At 65.1% G+C, this 17293-nt stretch carries 9 protein-coding genes; 7 read left to right on the top strand and 2 right to left on the bottom strand.

What is annotated here, in order from left to right; all coding sequences use genetic code 11:
• Window positions 1-9: 9 nt before the first annotated feature.
• From treZ to R6G97_RS12690, 7 genes are all read left to right on the top strand, one after another.
• Window positions 10-1752 (top strand): malto-oligosyltrehalose trehalohydrolase, encoded by a 1743-nt coding sequence (gene treZ, locus R6G97_RS12660; protein ID WP_317847054.1) that lies wholly within the window; start codon window positions 10-12, stop codon window positions 1750-1752.
• Window positions 1749-3818 carry a 4-alpha-glucanotransferase gene (gene malQ / locus R6G97_RS12665; protein ID WP_317847055.1) on the top strand — a complete coding sequence of 690 codons (2070 nt, stop codon included), beginning with the start codon at window positions 1749-1751 and terminating at the stop codon, window positions 3816-3818. Before treZ ends, malQ begins: the two co-directional genes overlap by 4 nt.
• The gene (locus R6G97_RS12670) at window positions 3815-6589 is read left to right on the top strand and encodes a malto-oligosyltrehalose synthase (protein WP_317847056.1); all 2775 of its coding nucleotides are present in this window, start codon (window positions 3815-3817) and stop codon (window positions 6587-6589) included. The genes malQ and R6G97_RS12670 overlap by 4 nt, the downstream gene beginning before the upstream one ends.
• Window positions 6590-6603: 14 nt before the next feature.
• On the top strand, window positions 6604-6888 hold the full coding sequence (locus R6G97_RS12675) for a DUF2934 domain-containing protein (protein WP_043212056.1): 285 nt from the start codon (window positions 6604-6606) through the stop codon (window positions 6886-6888).
• A 90-nt stretch (window positions 6889-6978) separates the two neighbouring features.
• On the top strand, window positions 6979-9132 hold the full coding sequence (gene glgX / locus R6G97_RS12680; RefSeq protein WP_043212058.1) for a glycogen debranching protein GlgX: 2154 nt from the start codon (window positions 6979-6981) through the stop codon (window positions 9130-9132).
• A gap of 177 nt (window positions 9133-9309) precedes the next feature.
• A complete protein-coding gene (locus tag R6G97_RS12685; protein ID WP_043212059.1) occupies window positions 9310-10104 on the top strand; it encodes an endonuclease/exonuclease/phosphatase family protein in 795 nt (264 codons plus the stop codon).
• Window positions 10105-10434: 330 nt separating this feature from the next.
• Entirely contained in the window at window positions 10435-11508 is a 1074-nt protein-coding gene (locus R6G97_RS12690) for an autotransporter domain-containing protein (RefSeq protein WP_043212060.1), read from the top strand.
• 87 nt (window positions 11509-11595) lie between these two features.
• Here R6G97_RS12690 and glgB read toward each other — a convergent pair whose 3' ends face one another.
• Window positions 11596-13806, bottom strand: a complete 2211-nt coding sequence (glgB, locus tag R6G97_RS12695; protein WP_197852948.1) for a 1,4-alpha-glucan branching protein GlgB — start codon at window positions 13804-13806, stop codon at window positions 11596-11598.
• 76 nt (window positions 13807-13882) lie between these two features.
• Window positions 13883-17194 carry a maltose alpha-D-glucosyltransferase gene (treS, locus tag R6G97_RS12700; protein ID WP_043212063.1) on the bottom strand — a complete coding sequence of 1104 codons (3312 nt, stop codon included), beginning with the start codon at window positions 17192-17194 and terminating at the stop codon, window positions 13883-13885.
• Window positions 17195-17293: the final 99 nt, after the last annotated feature.

Genomic DNA, 17293 nt, shown 5'->3' on the forward strand with positions numbered 1-17293 from the left:
GCACCGAAGATGCAAAGGCATGGCGCACACTTGCTGGACGCCACGTCGGCGCGCTTCGCCCTCTGGGCGCCCGATGCGCGCAGCGTGAGCTTGCAGCTGGAGCAACAACCTGCGGTCGAACTGCTGCCTGAAGCAGATGGCTGGTTCACCGGCCTGGCGCCTTGCCAGGCGGGCGACCGTTATCGCTACCGAATCGATGACACCCTGCAGGTGCCCGACCCCGCGTCGCGCTACCAGCCCGAGGGCGTGCAGGGACCCAGCCAAGTGGTGGACACCGCCAGCTATCCCTGGCGTCACCCCTGGCAAGGCCGACCTTGGCACGAGGCGGTGATCCAGGAGCTGCATGTCGGCTTGCTGGGCGGCTATGCCGGAGTCATGCGCGAACTGCCGCGCCTGGCCGAGATAGGCATCACGGCCATCGAGCTGATGCCGCTGGGGGCGTTTCCGGGGACGCGCAATTGGGGCTACGACGGCGTGTTGCCGTTCGCCCCGCAGCACACCTATGGCAGTCCGACCGAACTGTGCCGCTTGATCGACGAGGCCCATGGCCATGGCCTGATGGTGCTGCTCGATGTGGTCTACAACCACTTCGGTCCCGACGGCAACTACTTGCATCAGTACGCCAGCACGTTCTTTCGCGAAGACCGGCAGACGCCCTGGGGCGCTGCCATCGATTTTCGCCGGCCCCAGGTGCGCGAGTTCTTCATCCAGAATGCCCTGATGTGGCTATGCGACTATCGCTTCGACGGCCTGCGATTGGACGCGGTGCATGCCATCGACCAGCCGGACTTTCTCATCGAACTGGCCCAGCGCGTACGTGCCGCCGTGGCCCCAGGTCGTCAGGTATGGCTGGTGCTGGAGAACGAACACAACCAGGCCTCGCTGCTCGAGCAGGGCTTCGACGCCCAGTGGAACGACGACGGCCACAACGCCTTGCATGTCCTGTTGACCGGCGAAACGGAAGGCTACTACGCCGACTACAAGGATCGTCCGATCGAAAAACTGGCCCGCAGCCTGAGCGAGGGGTTTGTCTTCCAGGGCCAGGCCAACCGCCATGGCACGCCACGGGGCGAGCCCAGCGGGCACTTAGCGCCCAGTGCGTTCGTGCTGTTTCTGCAAAACCACGACCAGATCGGTAATCGGGCAATGGGTGAACGCCTGACCCGCCTCTGCCCGCCCCCGGCCTTGCGCGCGGCCACCGGCTTGCTGCTGCTGGCGCCAATGATTCCACTGCTGTTCATGGGCGATGAAGAAGGCAGCCGCCGGCCATTTCTGTTTTTCACCGATCATCACGATGAGCTGGCCGACGCGGTGCGCGAAGGTCGCCGTGCCGAGTTCGCCCACTTCGCTGCGTTCGCCGACCCTGCGCAGCGCGAACGCATCCCCGACCCCAACGCCCAGGCCACCTTCGACGCCTCGCAGCTCGCAGCGCAGGATGTGGTGGCCGGCTGGCACGGGCTGTACCAGCGCCTGCTGACCCTGCGCCGCCTGCATCTCACCCCACGCCTGCCTGGCAGTCGCGCCCTGGGCGCCACGGTACTGGGCGAACAGGCCCTGACCGCACGCTGGCGCCTGGGCGACGGAAGCCAATTGCGGATCGACCTTAACCTGGCCAGCGAGCCGCAATCGGTAGCACTGCCTCCAGTCGAGCGCTGGTTGTTCGACAGCAGCGACACCGCGCATCTCGACACTACCCTGCCCGCGCACAGTTGCGTGGTCAGCCTGCTGCCACCCGACCAGGAGGCTCCATGAGCGAATTGCCTTTGCACCGACTGGCCGCGCGGGTGGGCTTGGCCCGCGATTGGGTCGATGCCAACGACCGCCCCCAACGGGTCAGCGATGACGTCCTGCGCCAGGTGCTGGCAGGCCTTGGCCACCCGGCCGAAGACGAAACCGCTATCGCCGCCAGCCTCCAGGCGCTCGATGAGGCCGACGATGCCGACCATGTGCCGCCGATGCTCACCGCCGATGTGGGCCTGCCGCTGGACCTTGCGCGCTATTTCGCCCCTGGCAGCCCGGTGCAGTGCACCCTCGAGAACGGTGACCCGTTGACCCTGGCCCTCGATGGCCAGGCGCAGCTGCCGGGGGAGCTGCCCGTGGGCTATCACCAACTGAACATCGACGACCGCCCGTTCACCCTGGCGGTCGCGCCTGCGCGCTGCCATGCCTTGGACGAGGCAACCGAGCAATCACCGCCTCGGTGCTGGGGCCTTGCGGTCCAACTGTACAGTCTGCGACGCCCCGGTGACGGCGGCTACGGCGACTGCCTGGCCCTGGAGCAACTGGCCCGAGCCGCCGCGGAACGAGGCGCCGACGCCTTGGCGATCAGCCCGATCCACGCCTTGTCGGCGATCGACCAGCGCCACTACAGCCCCTACTCCCCCTCCAGCCGCCTGCTGCTCAACACGCTGTACGCCAGCCCCGCCGCACTGCTGGGCGAGCGGGAAGTGCGCATGGCGATCGAGGCGTGCCAGTTGCAGCCGCTGCTCGATGAGCTCGAGCAACTGCCGCTGGTGGACTGGCCCCGCGCCGCCGAAGCCAGGCAACAGCTGCTGCAGGCGCTGTACAAGGACTTCAGCCGGGGCGCTCACCCCCTGCAAAAGGACTTCGACAGCTACCGTGAGGCCGGTGGCCAGGCCCTGTTGCACCACTGTTGGTTCCAGGTGCTGCAGGCCGAAGCGGTAGCCCGAGGCCTGGGTGCTGACTGGCGCAACTGGCCATCGGCCTGGCACGACCCTTATCACCCGGAGGTGGAAGCCTTTGCCAGCGCCTGCCCGGCCCAGGTCGAGTTCCATGCCTTCTGCCAGTGGCTCACCGAACGCGGCCTGCAACGCGCCCAGGAGGCCGCGCGCGGCAACGGCATGGCCGTGGGCCTGATCGCGGATCTCGCCGTGGGCGCCGACGGCGCCGGCAGCCAGGCCTGGAGCCGCCAGGACGAACTGCTGGCCGATCTCAAGGTCGGCGCCCCTCCCGATATCCTCAACCGCCAGGGCCAGGATTGGGGTATCTGCGCCTTCTCTCCGGAAGGCCTCAAGCGCAACGGCTACCGCGCCTTCATCGAAATGCTGCGCGCCAACCTTGCCCACGCCGGCGGCTTGCGTATCGACCACGTCATGGGCCTGCGCAGGCTGTGGCTGATCCCGCGGGGGGCGCGGCCCAGCGAGGGCGCCTACCTGAACTACCCGCTGGACGACCTGCTGCGCCTGCTGGCCCTGGAGTCGGTGCGCCACCGGGCGGTGATTTTGGGTGAAGACCTGGGCACGGTGCCCGAAGGCCTGCGCGAAACCCTGGCGGCCAAGGCCGTGCTGGGCATGCGCGTGCTGCCGTTCGAGCAACAACCGCCGGGGCATTTCAAACCGATTCTCGACTGGCCGGACAACGCCCTGGCCACTACCGGCACCCACGATCTCGCCCCCTTGGCCGGCTGGCTGCAAGCGCGCGACATCGACTGGAGCCATCGCCTGCAACTGGTGGACGCGGCCGCCGAGCTGCATTGGCGCCACACCCGCCAACGGGAGCGTGATGGCCTGCGCCGCACCTTGGAGCAGAACTATGGCGCCCTGGCTGACGACGATGCGTTGATCGACGCGGCGATCCGCTACGTCGGACATACCCGTGCCCCCCTGGTGCTGGTCCCCCTGGAAGACTTGCTGGGCTGCGACGAACAGCCCAACCTGCCCGGCACCACCGATGGCCACCCCAATTGGCGTCGCCGCTTCGCCCGCCCGGTGCGCGAGCTGCTTGACGACGAAGACGCCGCCCGCCGCCTGGAGCTGCTGGCCCAAGCCCGCGAACAAGCCTGGGAGCGTGACCGATGAAACCCTTGACCGCCACGGTGCGCCTGCAATTGCACAGTGACTTCACCCTGGACGATGCGGTGCCCCTGGTGCCCTACTTCGCCCGCCTAGGGATCAGCCACCTGTACGCTTCGCCCATTCTCAAGGCCCGGGCGGGCTCGCGCCACGGCTACGACGTGGTCGACCCGACCCAGGTCAATCCGGAGCTGGGGGGGGAAGCGGCGCTCGAACGCCTGGTCGCCGCGCTGCGCCAGCATGGCATGGGGCTGATCCTGGACACGGTGTCCAACCACATGGCCGTGGGCGGCGCCGACAACCCTTGGTGGCAGAGCCTGCTGGCCTGGGGCCGGCGCAGCCCCTACGCAGAATTCTTCGACATTCAGTGGCACTCCAGCGACCCGCTGCTGGCCGGGCAACTGTTGCTGCCGTTCCTGGGCACTGACTACGGCGTGGCGTTGCACAACGGCGAGATCCCGCTGACGTTCGACAGCGACCAAGGCGTGCTGCAAGTCGCCCATTACGAGCACCGTTTCCCCATCTGCCCGCTGGACTACGGGCAAATCCTCGGCCAGAGCGAACACCCCGCTTTGCAAGCATTGGCTCAACACTTCAGTGCCTTGCGCGAGGCCGCCGATCCGTTGACCGACGCCCTGCCCCTGCAGGCCGAGCTGGCGCGCCTGGTTGCCGAAGGCGCGAGCCTCGACGGCGCCCTGGCCGCGTTCGACAGCCGCACCGAAGCGGGTCTGAAACGCCTGCACCTGCTGCTCGAACACCAGACCTATCGCCTGGCCAGCTGGCGCACTGCGGCCGATGACATCAACTGGCGGCGTTTTTTCGACATCAACGAATTGGGCGGGCTACGCGTGGAGCGTGCGGTGGTGTTCGAGGCAACCCACGCCAAGCTGTTCGAGCTGATCGAACGAGGCCTGGTGGACGGCCTGCGCATCGACCATATCGACGGCCTGGCCGATCCTCGCCAGTACTGCCGCAAGCTGCGCCGACGGGTCGAGCGCCTGCTCGCCCGCCGCCCTGTGCAGGCCGCCGTAGCGCATTTTCCGATCTATGTGGAGAAGATCCTCGGGGCAGGCGAGCACCTGCACCTAGACTGGCGCACCGACGGCACCACCGGCTACGAATTCATGAACCAAGTCTCGCTGTTGCAGCACGACCCGGCCGGCGAAGCCCCTTTGACCGAGCTGTGGAGCAGTATCAGCGAACGCCCGGACTTTCCCGAGGAAGTGCGCCAGGCTCGCCACTTGGTGCTCAATGCCGGCTTGGCCGGCGATTGTGAGTCCGTGGCCCAGGCCCTGTTGCAGGTGGCCCGTGGCGACCTGATGACCCGCGACCTGACCCTCGGCGCGATCCGGCGGGCGCTGCAGGCGCTGGTCGAGCATTACCCGGTGTACCGCACCTACATCAATGCCTGCGGCCGTCCGGCCGAAGACGAAGCGTTCTTCCAACACGCCCTGGCCGGCGCCCGGCAGAGCCTGGCTGAAGCCGACTGGCCACTGCTCGATCATCTGCAGCACTGGCTGGGCGGCCAACCCTGGCGCCAACTGCCCCGTGGCCTGCCCCGCAAGCACCTGCGCCATGCCTGCGTGCGCTTTCAGCAATTGACGGCACCGAGCGCGGCCAAAGCCGTGGAAGACACTGCGTTCTATCGCTCAGGACGCCTGCTGTCGCGCAACGATGTGGGCTTCGAAGCCGAACGGTTCAGCGCCGATGCCACCTGGTTCCACAACGAGGCCCAGCAGCGCCTGCGGGACTTTCCCGACAACCTGCTGGCCACCGCCACCCACGACCACAAGCGCGGCGAGGACTGCCGCGCGCGCCTGGCGGTGCTGAGCGAACACGGCCCCTGGCTGGCCAGCCGGGTGGAGCACTGGCGCGAGCTCGCCACACCACTGCGCCAGTCATTGAACGACGGCCCGGCACCGAGCCCGGCGGACGAACTGCTGCTGTACCAGACGCTGCTCGGCAGCTGGCCGCTGGAGCTGGACCTGCAGGACCTCGGAGCCTTGGGCCGTTATGCCGAGCGGGTCCGCCAGTGGCAACAGAAGGCCCTGCGCGAGGCCAAGCTGCGCAGCAGCTGGAGCGCACCGAACGACGCCTACGAGCAAGCCTGCGCGACCTACGTTGACGAGCTGTTGCTGGGGCCGCAAAACCAACAGTTGCGCCGCTCGCTTCACGACGCCGCGCAGCACATCGCCTCTGCCGGCGCACTCAACGGCCTGGCTCAGTGCCTGCTGCGCATGACCAGCCCCGGCGTACCGGATCTCTACCAAGGCAACGAGTATTGGGACCTGAGCCTGGTCGACCCGGACAACCGTCGCCCGGTGGACTACGCCGCGCGCCGCGCGAGCCTGGACGACAGCGTGCCGCTGGCCGAGCTGCTGGCGCATTGGCGCGATGGGCGTGTCAAGCAGGCGCTGATCGCCCGGGTTCTAGATGCCCGCCAGGCCCATCCGCAGCTGTTCCAACGCGGCGCCTACCTGCCTTTGACCGTGCATGGCCGGCACGCCGACAAGGTGCTGGCGTTCGCACGCCTGGGCGAGGATGCCCGGGCCATCGTGGTAGTGCCGCGCCTGTGCGCCCCCCTGCTCGGCGACGCCCCTGTGCCCTTGATCCCAGCGCAGAACTGGGACGATACACGGCTGATCTTGCCGTTTGCCTTGTCGTCTGCCACTTGCTTGGGACTTTTTTCCAGTGCGGCTGTCAGCCCTTCAAAGGAGCTGTATTTGAATACTGTGCTGGCGGAGTTTCCGGTCAACCTGCTGATACAACAATCTTGAACACCAGGAGCGTCATGATGAGTGCCGATGAAAAACGTATTCGCGAATTCGCCTACCAGATCTGGGAGTCGGAGGGTAAACCCGTAGGTCAGGAAGAACGCCACTGGGAGATGGCGCGCAAACTGGCCGAGGCCGAGGCGCTGGCGCCCAAGGCGACCCCGCGCAAGAAGGCGGCGGCCAAGCCCAAGGCAGCGGCTGAACCCAAAGCGCCGGCCGAGCCGAAAGTGGCTGCCTTGCCGGGGGTCAAGCCGGCTGCGGCGAAAAAGCCAAAGGCTGTGAAGAAACCCACTGCAGGCTGAGCCTGTACCGAACCCTTTCGCGGGTTTGCCCGCGAAAGGGCTGGCATAGATGCATCGGTACATCCGTCCACCAGGCCAACGAGGACTGTCATGAGCCCCCGCACCCCGAAGAAAACCCGCTCCGTCGCTCCCTCACGCATCCGCGAAGGCTTGCCCTTCCCTCTTGGTGCCACCTGGGACGGTCTGGGCGTCAACTTCGCCCTGTTCTCGGCCAATGCCACCAAGGTCGAGCTGTGCCTGTTCGACTCCACCGGCGAACAGGAGATCGAACGCATCGAGCTCCCCGAATACACCGATGAGATCTACCACGGCTATCTGCCCGACGCGCATCCCGGGCTGGTCTACGGTTACCGGGTCCATGGCCCGTACGAACCGGAGAATGGTCACCGCTTCAACCCCAACAAGCTGCTGATCGACCCCTACGCCAAGCAACTGGTGGGGAATCTGAAATGGTCCGAGGCACTGTTCGGGTACACCATCGGCCATCCCGATGGCGACTTGTCCTTCGACGAGCGCGACAGTGCGCCCTTCGTACCCAAGTGCAAGGTCATCGACCCGGCCTTCACCTGGGGCCGCGACCAGCGGGTGCAGATCCCTTGGGAGCGCACCATTCTCTACGAAGCCCATACCCGTGGCATCAGCATGCGCCATCCGGCGGTACCGGAAGAACTGCGCGGCACCTTCGCGGGCCTGGCCAACGATGAGCTGCTCAAGCACATCAAGGACCTGGGCGTGTCCTCCATCGAGCTGCTGCCGATCCACGCCTTCGTCAACGACCAGCACCTGCTGCAGAAGGGCCTGAACAACTACTGGGGCTACAACAGCATCGCCTTCTTCGCGCCTCACCCCAAGTACCTGGCCAGCGGCAAGGTCGCCGAGTTCAAGGAGATGGTCGCGCACCTGCACGATGCTGGCCTGGAGCTGATCCTGGACGTGGTCTACAACCACACCGCCGAGGGCAACGAGCTGGGGCCGACGCTATCCATGCGCGGCATCGACAACGCCTCCTACTACCGGCTGATGCCCGACGACAAGCGCTACTACATCAACGACTCCGGCACCGGCAATACCCTCGACCTGAGCCATCCCTGCGTGTTGCAACTGGTCACCGACTCACTGCGCTACTGGGCCGGCGAGATGCATGTCGATGGTTTTCGCTTCGACCTGGCGACCATTCTGGGGCGCTATCACGATGGCTACAGCGAGCGTCACAGTTTCCTGGTGGCCTGCCGCCAAGACCCGCTGCTGAGCCAGGTCAAGCTGATCGCCGAGCCCTGGGACTGCGGCCCGGGTGGCTACCAGGTCGGCAACTTCGCCCCCGGCTGGGCAGAATGGAACGATCGCTTTCGCGACACCGTGCGCGCCTTCTGGAAAGGCGATGAAGGCCAGCTGGCGGACTTCGCCTCACGCATGACCGCCTCGGGCGACTTGTTCAACAACCGTGGCCGGCGGCCCTATGCCTCGGTCAACTTCGTCACCGCCCACGATGGCTTCACGCTGCGCGATCTGGTGTCGTACAACGACAAGCACAACGAGGACAACGACGAGAACAACCAGGACGGCACTGACAACAACCTGTCCTGGAACTGCGGTGTCGAAGGTCCTACGGACGACCCACAGATCAACGCCTTGCGCATGCGCCAGATGCGCAACTTCTTCGCCACCCTGCTGCTGGCCCAGGGCACGCCGATGATCGTCGCCGGCGACGAGTTCAGCCGCACCCAGCACGGCAACAACAATGCCTACTGCCAGGACAGCGAGATCGGCTGGATCAACTGGGATCTGGACCAGGAAGGCACCGAACTGCTGGCCTTCGTCAAACGCCTGACCCGCCTGCGCCTGGCCTACCCGGTGCTGCGCCGTTCGCGGTTCCTGGTGGGCGACTACAACGAGGCGATCGGGGTCAAGGACGTTACCTGGCTGGCGCCCGATGGCAATGAAATGAGCGTGGAGCAGTGGGAAGATCCCCATGGCCGCTGCCTGGGCATGCTCATGGACGGCCGCGCCCAGGTCAGTGGCATTGCCCGGCCCGGCGGCGAGGCGACCTTGCTGCTGATCGTCAACGCCTACCATGACACGGTGCCCTTCCAGCTGCCCTCGGTGCCCGAGGGCGACTACTGGAGCTGCCTGGTCGACACCGACCGGCCACAGATGCGCAAGCCTCAGCACCTGGCCTTCGATACGCTGTTCGAGGTCAAAGGGCGCTCATTGCTGCTGATGGCGCTACAGCGCGAAGAAGAGTGATAGGCCTGTCTCACTGGCTTGCGAAAAGAGCCGCATAAGTATGTACACCTGATGGCTCTTCGAGAGTGAACCCAGGCAAGCAAGATCTGTCGGAATCAGTGTCTGTTTGTGCGAGTGGCCCTGACGTCGGCATGCCTGCGATGGGGCATTCAACCCCGCAGTCCTTGAGGAGCCATCGTGAGCCCCGAAGCCGGTAGTCCAGGTTTCGCCAGCGTCAGCCAAGCCCCAGCCGTTCATCGGCTGCGGGTGCTGACGGTCAATACCCACAAGGGCTTCACCGCCTTCAACCGGCGCTTCATCCTGCCAGAGCTGCGCGAGGCTGTGCGCAGTACCCAGGCCGACATCGTGTTTCTCCAGGAAGTGCTCGGCAGCCATGACCGCCACGCCGCGCGCTACCCGGGCTGGCCACAGACGTCCCAATACGAGTTTCTTGCCGACAGCATGTGGAGCGACTTCGCCTACGGTCGCAACGCGGTCTATCCCGATGGCCACCACGGCAATGCCTTGCTGTCGAAGTACCCGATTCTCGAACACCGCAACCTCGACGTATCGATCACGGGCCCCGAGCGCAGGGGCCTGTTGCATTGCATCCTCGACGTGCCCGGCCAACGCCAGGTGCATGCCATTTGTGTGCACTTGTCGTTGCTGGAAAGCCATCGGCAAAAGCAACTTCACCTGTTGCGCCGTTTGCTCGACAGCCTACCGGCCGACGCCCCGGTGATCATCGCGGGCGACTTCAACGACTGGCAGCTGCGCGGCAATCGCACCCTGGGGGCTCAGCGTGATCTGCACGAAGCATTCGAGCGCCACCACGGCCTGCTGGCACGCACCTATCCGGCCCGCCTGCCGCTGCTGCGCCTGGACCGCATTTACCTGCGCAACGCCGAGAGTCATGCCCCGCGAATCCTTGGGCACAAGCCTTGGACGCATCTGTCCGATCACCTGCCCTTGGCAGTGGAGGTGCGTCTTTAGCAATGATTCGGCATAGTCCAACCACGGCAAAGAACCAACCTCGATATCGATAGCTGAATTTCCAGCTAAATCATTCGCTTACGCCCCTCATCGACATACCGACAAGTCTTTCACGCTTTCTTGACGCAGGCGGCGACGTCTCCTTAGCTGAACTCTACAACGTGTCGTAAAAAATTCGCGCCGGGCCTCTAGCGTGCACCTTTGTGCGTACCTGCGAGCCCAGGCGTGCTGGTTTGGGTCGCCCTCTGTTTTTGTGTCGTACAGCTCGTGACATCAGGCCAGATCCTTGGGCTGTACCAACACACAACAACACAACAGAGGAGATCCGCCATGAAAAGAACCTCGAACCCCTGGCGCTTCGACGCGATTTTCTGTGCGGTTTCCACGTCGCTGCTCCTGGCAACCCCGGTGGAAACCTTCGCGTTCGAACTGCAGGAACAGGCCTCCTTCGCTGGCCTGTTGCAGCCGCCGGCCGTGCCGCAGCTCTCCCTCGATCCGGTGACCGCCAGCGGCCTGAGCCTGGGCACCCTGAGTGCATTTTCCGAGCGCATGAGCGAACGCCACGGCCAAGCGGCCCCGGACCTGGTCGCCAGCCAGTGGTCGCAGTTCTTCCCGGATGCCACAAGACCCGGCGCCCAAGTGCCCGCGCAACTGGAGGCGCCCAGCCAACAATTGACGATCGGCCCGGACCTGTTCGTGCGTGAAACCAACGGCAATGTGCATCGGGCGGGGATTTTCGTGGGCCACAACAACCTGCAAAGCAGCTTCAACGGCATGCGCCGGTTGCTCGGCGACAAGCAGAAGAATGCCGTTAACCTTAGCGGCGAAAGCCTGGGGGTGTACTGGAGCATGACCCATGAGCAAGGCTGGCACGTCGATGCCGTGGCCATGGGCACCCGCATCGACGTCAATGGGCGTGGGGAGAGCGGCCAGCGATTGGACGACAGCGGCCATGCGATGACCTTTTCGGTTGAAGGTGGATACCCCATCGGCCTGGGCGGTGGCTGGGTCATCGAGCCCCAGGCGCAGTTGATCAACCAGCAGTTCTTCCCCGGCAACCGGGCACAGGAAGAAACCCTGCAGGCATTCGACAGCCAGCCGAGCTGGAGCGGCCGGGTCGGTGCCAAATTGTCGGGGCGCTACACCGTACGCGGGATGCCCATCGAACCCTACGTGCGGACCAACGTGTGGTACGACTTCACCGATTCGGACACCGTAAAGCTGGACCAGGTCGACAAGATCTCCAGCTCCCGGTACTCGACCACCGTGGACCTTGGCTTGGGATTGGTGGCGCGGGTCACGCCGAAAGTAGCGCTGTTCGTCAGTGCCGACTACAGCAGCGATGTGGACGGCAATGACCTCAATGGCCTGATTGGCAGCCTGGGCGTGAGAATGCGCTGGTGAGACTTCGGGGCTGCCTTGCAGCCCCATGTCCTCAATCGATGGAACACCTCAAGACTTAAGGGGCCGCTTTGCGGCCCCCGGTACAGCTCAGGCCGGTTTCATCACCAGAACCCCCAACGGCGGAAGGTTCAAGGCCAGCGATAGCGGCTGCCCATGGCTGGCCACCTGCTCACTGGCCACCGCTCCCAGATTGCCCACATTCGACCCGGCATACAGCTCGGCATCGCTGTTGAGCAACTCCTGCCAGCGCTCGCCGAACGGCACACCGATGCGGTACCCCTCACGTGGCACCGGGGTGAAGTTGGCCACTACCAGCAACGGCTCCCCGGCGCTGCTCCAGCGCAGCCAGGCATACACGCTGTTGTGCGCGTCATCGCCGATCAGCCACTGGAAGCCCTGGGGCTGGCAATCCTGTTCGTGCAGCGAGGGCAGCTCGCGGTACAGGCGGTTGAGGTCGCTCACCAGGCGCTGCACGCCTTGGTGCTCGGGGTACTGCAGCAGGTACCAATCCAGCTGGTGGTCGTGGTTCCACTCGCGCCACTGGCCGAACTCGCAGCCCATGAACAGCAGCTTCTTGCCGGGGTGGGTCCACATGAAGGTGAGGTAGGCGCGCAGGTTGGCGAACTTCTGCCAGCGATCGCCGGGCATCTTGTCGATCAGCGAATGCTTGCCATGGACCACTTCATCGTGGGAGATCGGCAAGATGAAATGCTCCGAGTACGCGTAGATCAGCCCGAAGCTCATCTCGTTGTGGTGATACGCGCGGTGCACCGGGTCGTTCTGGATGTAGTGCAGCGTGTCGTGCATCCAGCCCATGTTCCACTTGTAGGCAAAGCCCAACCCGCCCTGCTGCACCGGCTGGCTGACCCCGGGCCAGGCGGTGGACTCTTCGGCGATGATCAAGGCGCCCGGTGCCTCGACGGCGGCGACGCCGTTGAGGTGGCGGATGAAATCGATGGCTTCGAGGTTTTCACGGCCGCCGTGGCGATTAGGCACCCACTCGCCGGCCTTGCGCGAGTAGTCGCGATACAGCATCGAGGCCACGGCATCGACCCGCAGGCCATCGATGTGGAAGTGTTTGAGCCAGTGCAACGCCGAGGCCATCATGAAACCGCGCACCTCGTTGCGCCCCAAGTTGTAGATCAACGTGTTCCAGTCCTGGTGGTAGCCCTCCAGGGGGTTGTCGTATTCGTAGAGTGCGGTGCCGTCGAAGCGCGCCAGGCCATGTTCATCGGTGGGGAAATGCGCCGGAACCCAGTCCAGCAGCACGCCGATGCCACCTTGGTGGCAGGCATCGATGAACGCCGCGAAGTCCTCGGCGCTGCCGTAGCGCGAGGTGGGTGCGAACAGCGACAGTGGCTGGTAGCCCCAGGAGCCCCCGAACGGGTGCTCCATGATCGGCAGCAGCTCGATGTGGGTGAACCCTAAATCCTGCACATAGGGCACCAGGCGCTCGGCCAGTTCACGCCAGTTGTAAAAGCGCGACACCTCGCCGGCGTCGTCCAGCTCGCAGCGCCAGGAGCCGGCATGCAGCTCGTAGATCGACAGCGGCGCGTCGTAGGCGTGACGCGCGGCGCGCTGTTGCATCCAGTCGTGATCCTGCCAGGCGTGCTTCAGGGGGCCTGACACCTTGGACGCGGTGCTCGGCGGCAACTCGGTGGCGCGGGCCAGCGGGTCGGCCTTGAGCGGCAGCACACCGTCCTGGCCGAGCACCTCGAACTTGTAGGCCTCACCGATACCCAGGCGTGGCACGAACAGCTCCCACACGCCGGCGTCGTGGCGCAGGCGCATGGGATGGCGGCGCCCGTCCCAGTTGTTGAAATCGCCCACCACCGACACGCGCCGGGCATTGGGTGCCCACACCGAGAAGCACACCCCATCGATGCCATCGGCACACATCGGCTGGGCGCCGAAACGCCCGGAGAGATCGCGGTGGTTGCCTTCGGCGAATAGGTACAAGTCCATTTCGCCCAGTTGCGGGCCGAAACTGTAGGGGTCCTCGGTGATCTGCTCACCTCCGGCCCAACCGATGCGCAGCAGGTACGGATGGGCTTCGTCCAGGTGCGCGGTGAACAGCCCCGGCAGGCTGCCCTGCACCATTTCGGCCAGCACACGCCCATCATGGCGCGCCAGCACCTGGACGTTCAGCGCAGTGGGCAGGAAGGCCCGGACGAACAGCCCTCCTGCACCATCGGCGTGGGGCCCCAGCACCGCAAAGGGATTGGCGTGCTCGGCGCGGGCCAGGGCGTCCAGATCCCGTTGCCGAAGGCCGCCGTTATCACGCGTGGTTGCATTCATCTCACTGCCCCTATCCGTTGTTGTTTGAAGTAAATAACCCGCTCCCACAGAGGAGGCCTATCGCCTGTCATGAGGCCTAGCCCTCCCCCCACGTACTGATCAGCCCATGCAGTCCATGCAAGGGCACAGCCAACCAGCCTGGCCGGTTCTCGGCTTCGTAGATGATTTCGTAGGCGGCTTTTTCCAGGCAGAACAGCTCCAGTGCGGCGCGCTCGCCCTCGGCCTGCTCCCAGGCGTGGGGCATGGCGGCGGTGGCCAGGCCATAGGCTTCGACGAAGGCATGACGCGACTGATGCAGGTACTGCCGGGCAACTCGCTGCCGAGCCTGGCGTGCAGCGTCGGAGAGGTCTACCGCCGAGGCGCTGCGCAAGATCATCGCTGCAGCATAGTCGAAGGAGCGCAACACGCCGCTGACATCCTTGTACGGACTGTGCTTGGCCCGTCGCTCCTCCAGCGGCCGGGCAGGCTCGCCTTCGAAATCGATCAGGTACGCATCGCCCTGCACCACCAAGACCTGGCCCAGATGCAGGTCGCCGTGCACGCGCATCAGCAGACCGCCTTGGGCCTGGCGGGCCAGGGTGTCGATGTGCTGGGCCAAGCCCTCGCGTTGTTGCGCCAGGTCGTCGACCAGGGCCTGGCTGTCAGGGTCCAGGCTGTCGCGGTGCCGGGCCAACAGGTCCAGGGCGTGGTCCAGTTGCGCGCTGACTTGCGTGCTCCAGCGGGTGCTGTCCTCGGTGGCGCTGGGGCGCGGCGCGAAAGCCTCGTCATCACTGGGTGCGGCCAGCAACAGGTGCATCTCGCCCAGTCGCTGGCCCAGCAACGCGGCAAAGCCTGTGAGTTCCACCAAGGCGTCGGTGTGCGCCTCGGGCTCGACGCTGGCCGGCTCCATCTCGTCGCGCACGGCGCGCTCCAGGGTGTTCTGGGTCCAATCCCAGGCGTCGCCCTGGTTGTTCAGATAGCCTTGGGCAATCATCAGCAGATGCGGCGTGCCTTGATCATCGACCCGGCTGACCCAGCCGAGCAACGGCGAAATGTTGGCAAAGCCGGCGGCCGTCAAATACGCGCTCATCTCGAGCTCCGGATGAATGCCTGGATTGACCCGGCGGATCAGCTTGAGCACCAGGCTGCCGCCCACCACCACCGAGCTGTTGGACTGCTCGGCGCTCAGGTAACGCACTTCGCTTTCTTCATTGAGCGCAAGGCTGGCCAGTTGTTCGGTGCAGTCGAAACGCAGTTCGCCCGTACCACACGGCAGACGCGTGCGGGCCTGGCAGTTGCTGAGCACGGCGCGAATGAACGGTTCGAGCACGAAGGCGTCGGTGATCAGCCCCACCTGGCGGCCACGGCGCACCCGCGAAAGCGCCAGCTGCTGGGGCAAGGCGCTGTTGATCTGCTCTTCGGGCAGCAGGCCGAACGGCAGCTGGTAATGCTGCACCACACCCTCGCTGTGCACCTGCAGCTCACTGAGCAGCACCGGCGTGGTGGCGGTGGCCAGGCGCACGCCATAGCTCAGGCGCACCTGGTCGATCGGCCCCTGCTTGCCGGCGAACCAGCGCCGCTTGGGCAGGTACTGGGGCAAGATGGTGGTTTCCAGGGTCTCGCTCGAGGGTGCGTCGAGCAGTTCCTCCATGCGCTTGCGCAGCACGAGGGTGGTCAGCTCCGGCAAGCCTTCGCTCGGCTCGATGTGCCAGCTGGGCATGCGATCACGCGAAGCCAGCAGGAACCAGTAGAAACCATAGGGCGGCAGGGTGAGCAGGAACGGCAACTGGCCGATGGGCGGGAAGGCACTACCGCCGAGCATCTCCACCGGTACTTTGTCGGCGTAGGCCGACAGCTCCAGCTCGGCAGCCTGGGCCGCACGCGAAACGTTGGCCACGCACAGAACGATCTCGGTGTTGCCCTCACCATCGGTGTACTCGCGCAAGTAGGCGAGGATGCGTCGATTGCTGGGGGTGAGCATTTTCAGGGTGCCACGGCCAAAGGCTTTTTGCTGCTTGCGCACGGCGAGCAGGCGGCGGTTCCAGTTGAGCAGCGAATGCGGATCGTGGGACTGGGCCTCGACGTTGACGGTCTGGTAGCCATAGAGCGGGTCCATGATCGGCGGTAGCACCAGGCGCTGCGGGTCGGCGCGGGAGAATCCGCCGTTGCGGTCCGGCGACCACTGCATGGGCGTGCGCACGCCATCGCGGTCGCCCAGGTAGATGTTGTCGCCCATGCCCAATTCATCGCCGTAGTACAGGGTCGGAGTGCCAGGCATCGACAGCAACAGACTGGTGAGCAGTTCGATACGCCGACGGTCACGCTGCAGCAGCGGCGCCAGGCGACGGCGGATGCCAAGGTTGATGCGGGCGCGGCGGTCCTCGGCATAGTAGTTCCACAGGTAGTCACGTTCGCGGTCGGTGACCATTTCCAGGGTGAGTTCATCGTGGTTGCGCAGGAAGATCGCCCATTGGCAGTTGGCGGGGATTTCCGGGGTCTGGCGCAGGATGTCGGTGATCGGGAAGCGGTCTTCCATGGCCAGGGCCATGTACATGCGCGGCATCAGCGGGAAGTGGAACGCCATGTGGCATTCGTCGCCATCGCCCTCGCCGAAATAGGGGCGGGTGTCCTCGGGCCATTGGTTGGCCTCGGCCAGGAGCATGCGGTCGGGGTAGTTGGCGTCGATCTCGGCACGGATCGCCTTGAGTACCGCGTGGGTTTCGGGGAGGTTCTCGTTGTTGGTGCCGTCGCGCTCGATCAGGTAGGGGATCGCATCCAGGCGCAGGCCGTCGACGCCAAGATCGAGCCAAAAGCGCATGACGCCGATCACGGCCTTCATCACTTGCGGGTTGTCGAAGTTCAGGTCCGGCTGGTGCGAATAGAAACGGTGCCAGAAGTACTGGCCGGCGACCGGATCCCACGTCCAGTTGGACTTTTCGGTGTCCAGGAAGATGATCCGCGTACCGTCGTATTTCTGGTCGGTGTCCGACCACACGTAGAAGTCCCGCGCCTTGCTCCCAGGTTTGGCGTGGCGGGCGCGCTGGAACCAAGGGTGCTGGTCGCTGGTGTGGTTGATGACCAGCTCGGTGATCACCCGCAGGCCGCGTTTGTGAGCCTCGGCGATGAAGCGCCGGGCATCGGCCAGAGTGCCGTAGTCGCTGTGCACGGCCTTGTACTCGGCGATGTCGTAGCCGTCATCGCGCCGTGGCGAGGGGTAGAACGGCAACAGCCACAGTGTGTTGACGCCCAGCTCGGCGATGTAGTCGAGCTTGCCGATCAGCCCGGCGAAATCACCGATGCCGTCATTGTTCGAGTCGAAGAAGGACTTGATGTGCAGCTGGTAGATCACTGCGTCCTTGTACCACAGCGGGTCGTCGATGAAGGCTTGTGGGCGGGAACGCTTGGCCATGGGCGACTCCTTTCAATTCGATTTCAGCGTGCAACGGTGTTGTCCGGTAGCGCTAAGACCTGTGGGAGGGGTTTACCCCACTGACGCATTCGCGGGTAA

Origin of the sequence: Pseudomonas sp. HTZ2 (assembly GCF_033173945.1) — a bacterium.
Taxonomy (GTDB): domain Bacteria; phylum Pseudomonadota; class Gammaproteobacteria; order Pseudomonadales; family Pseudomonadaceae; genus Aquipseudomonas; species Aquipseudomonas guariconensis.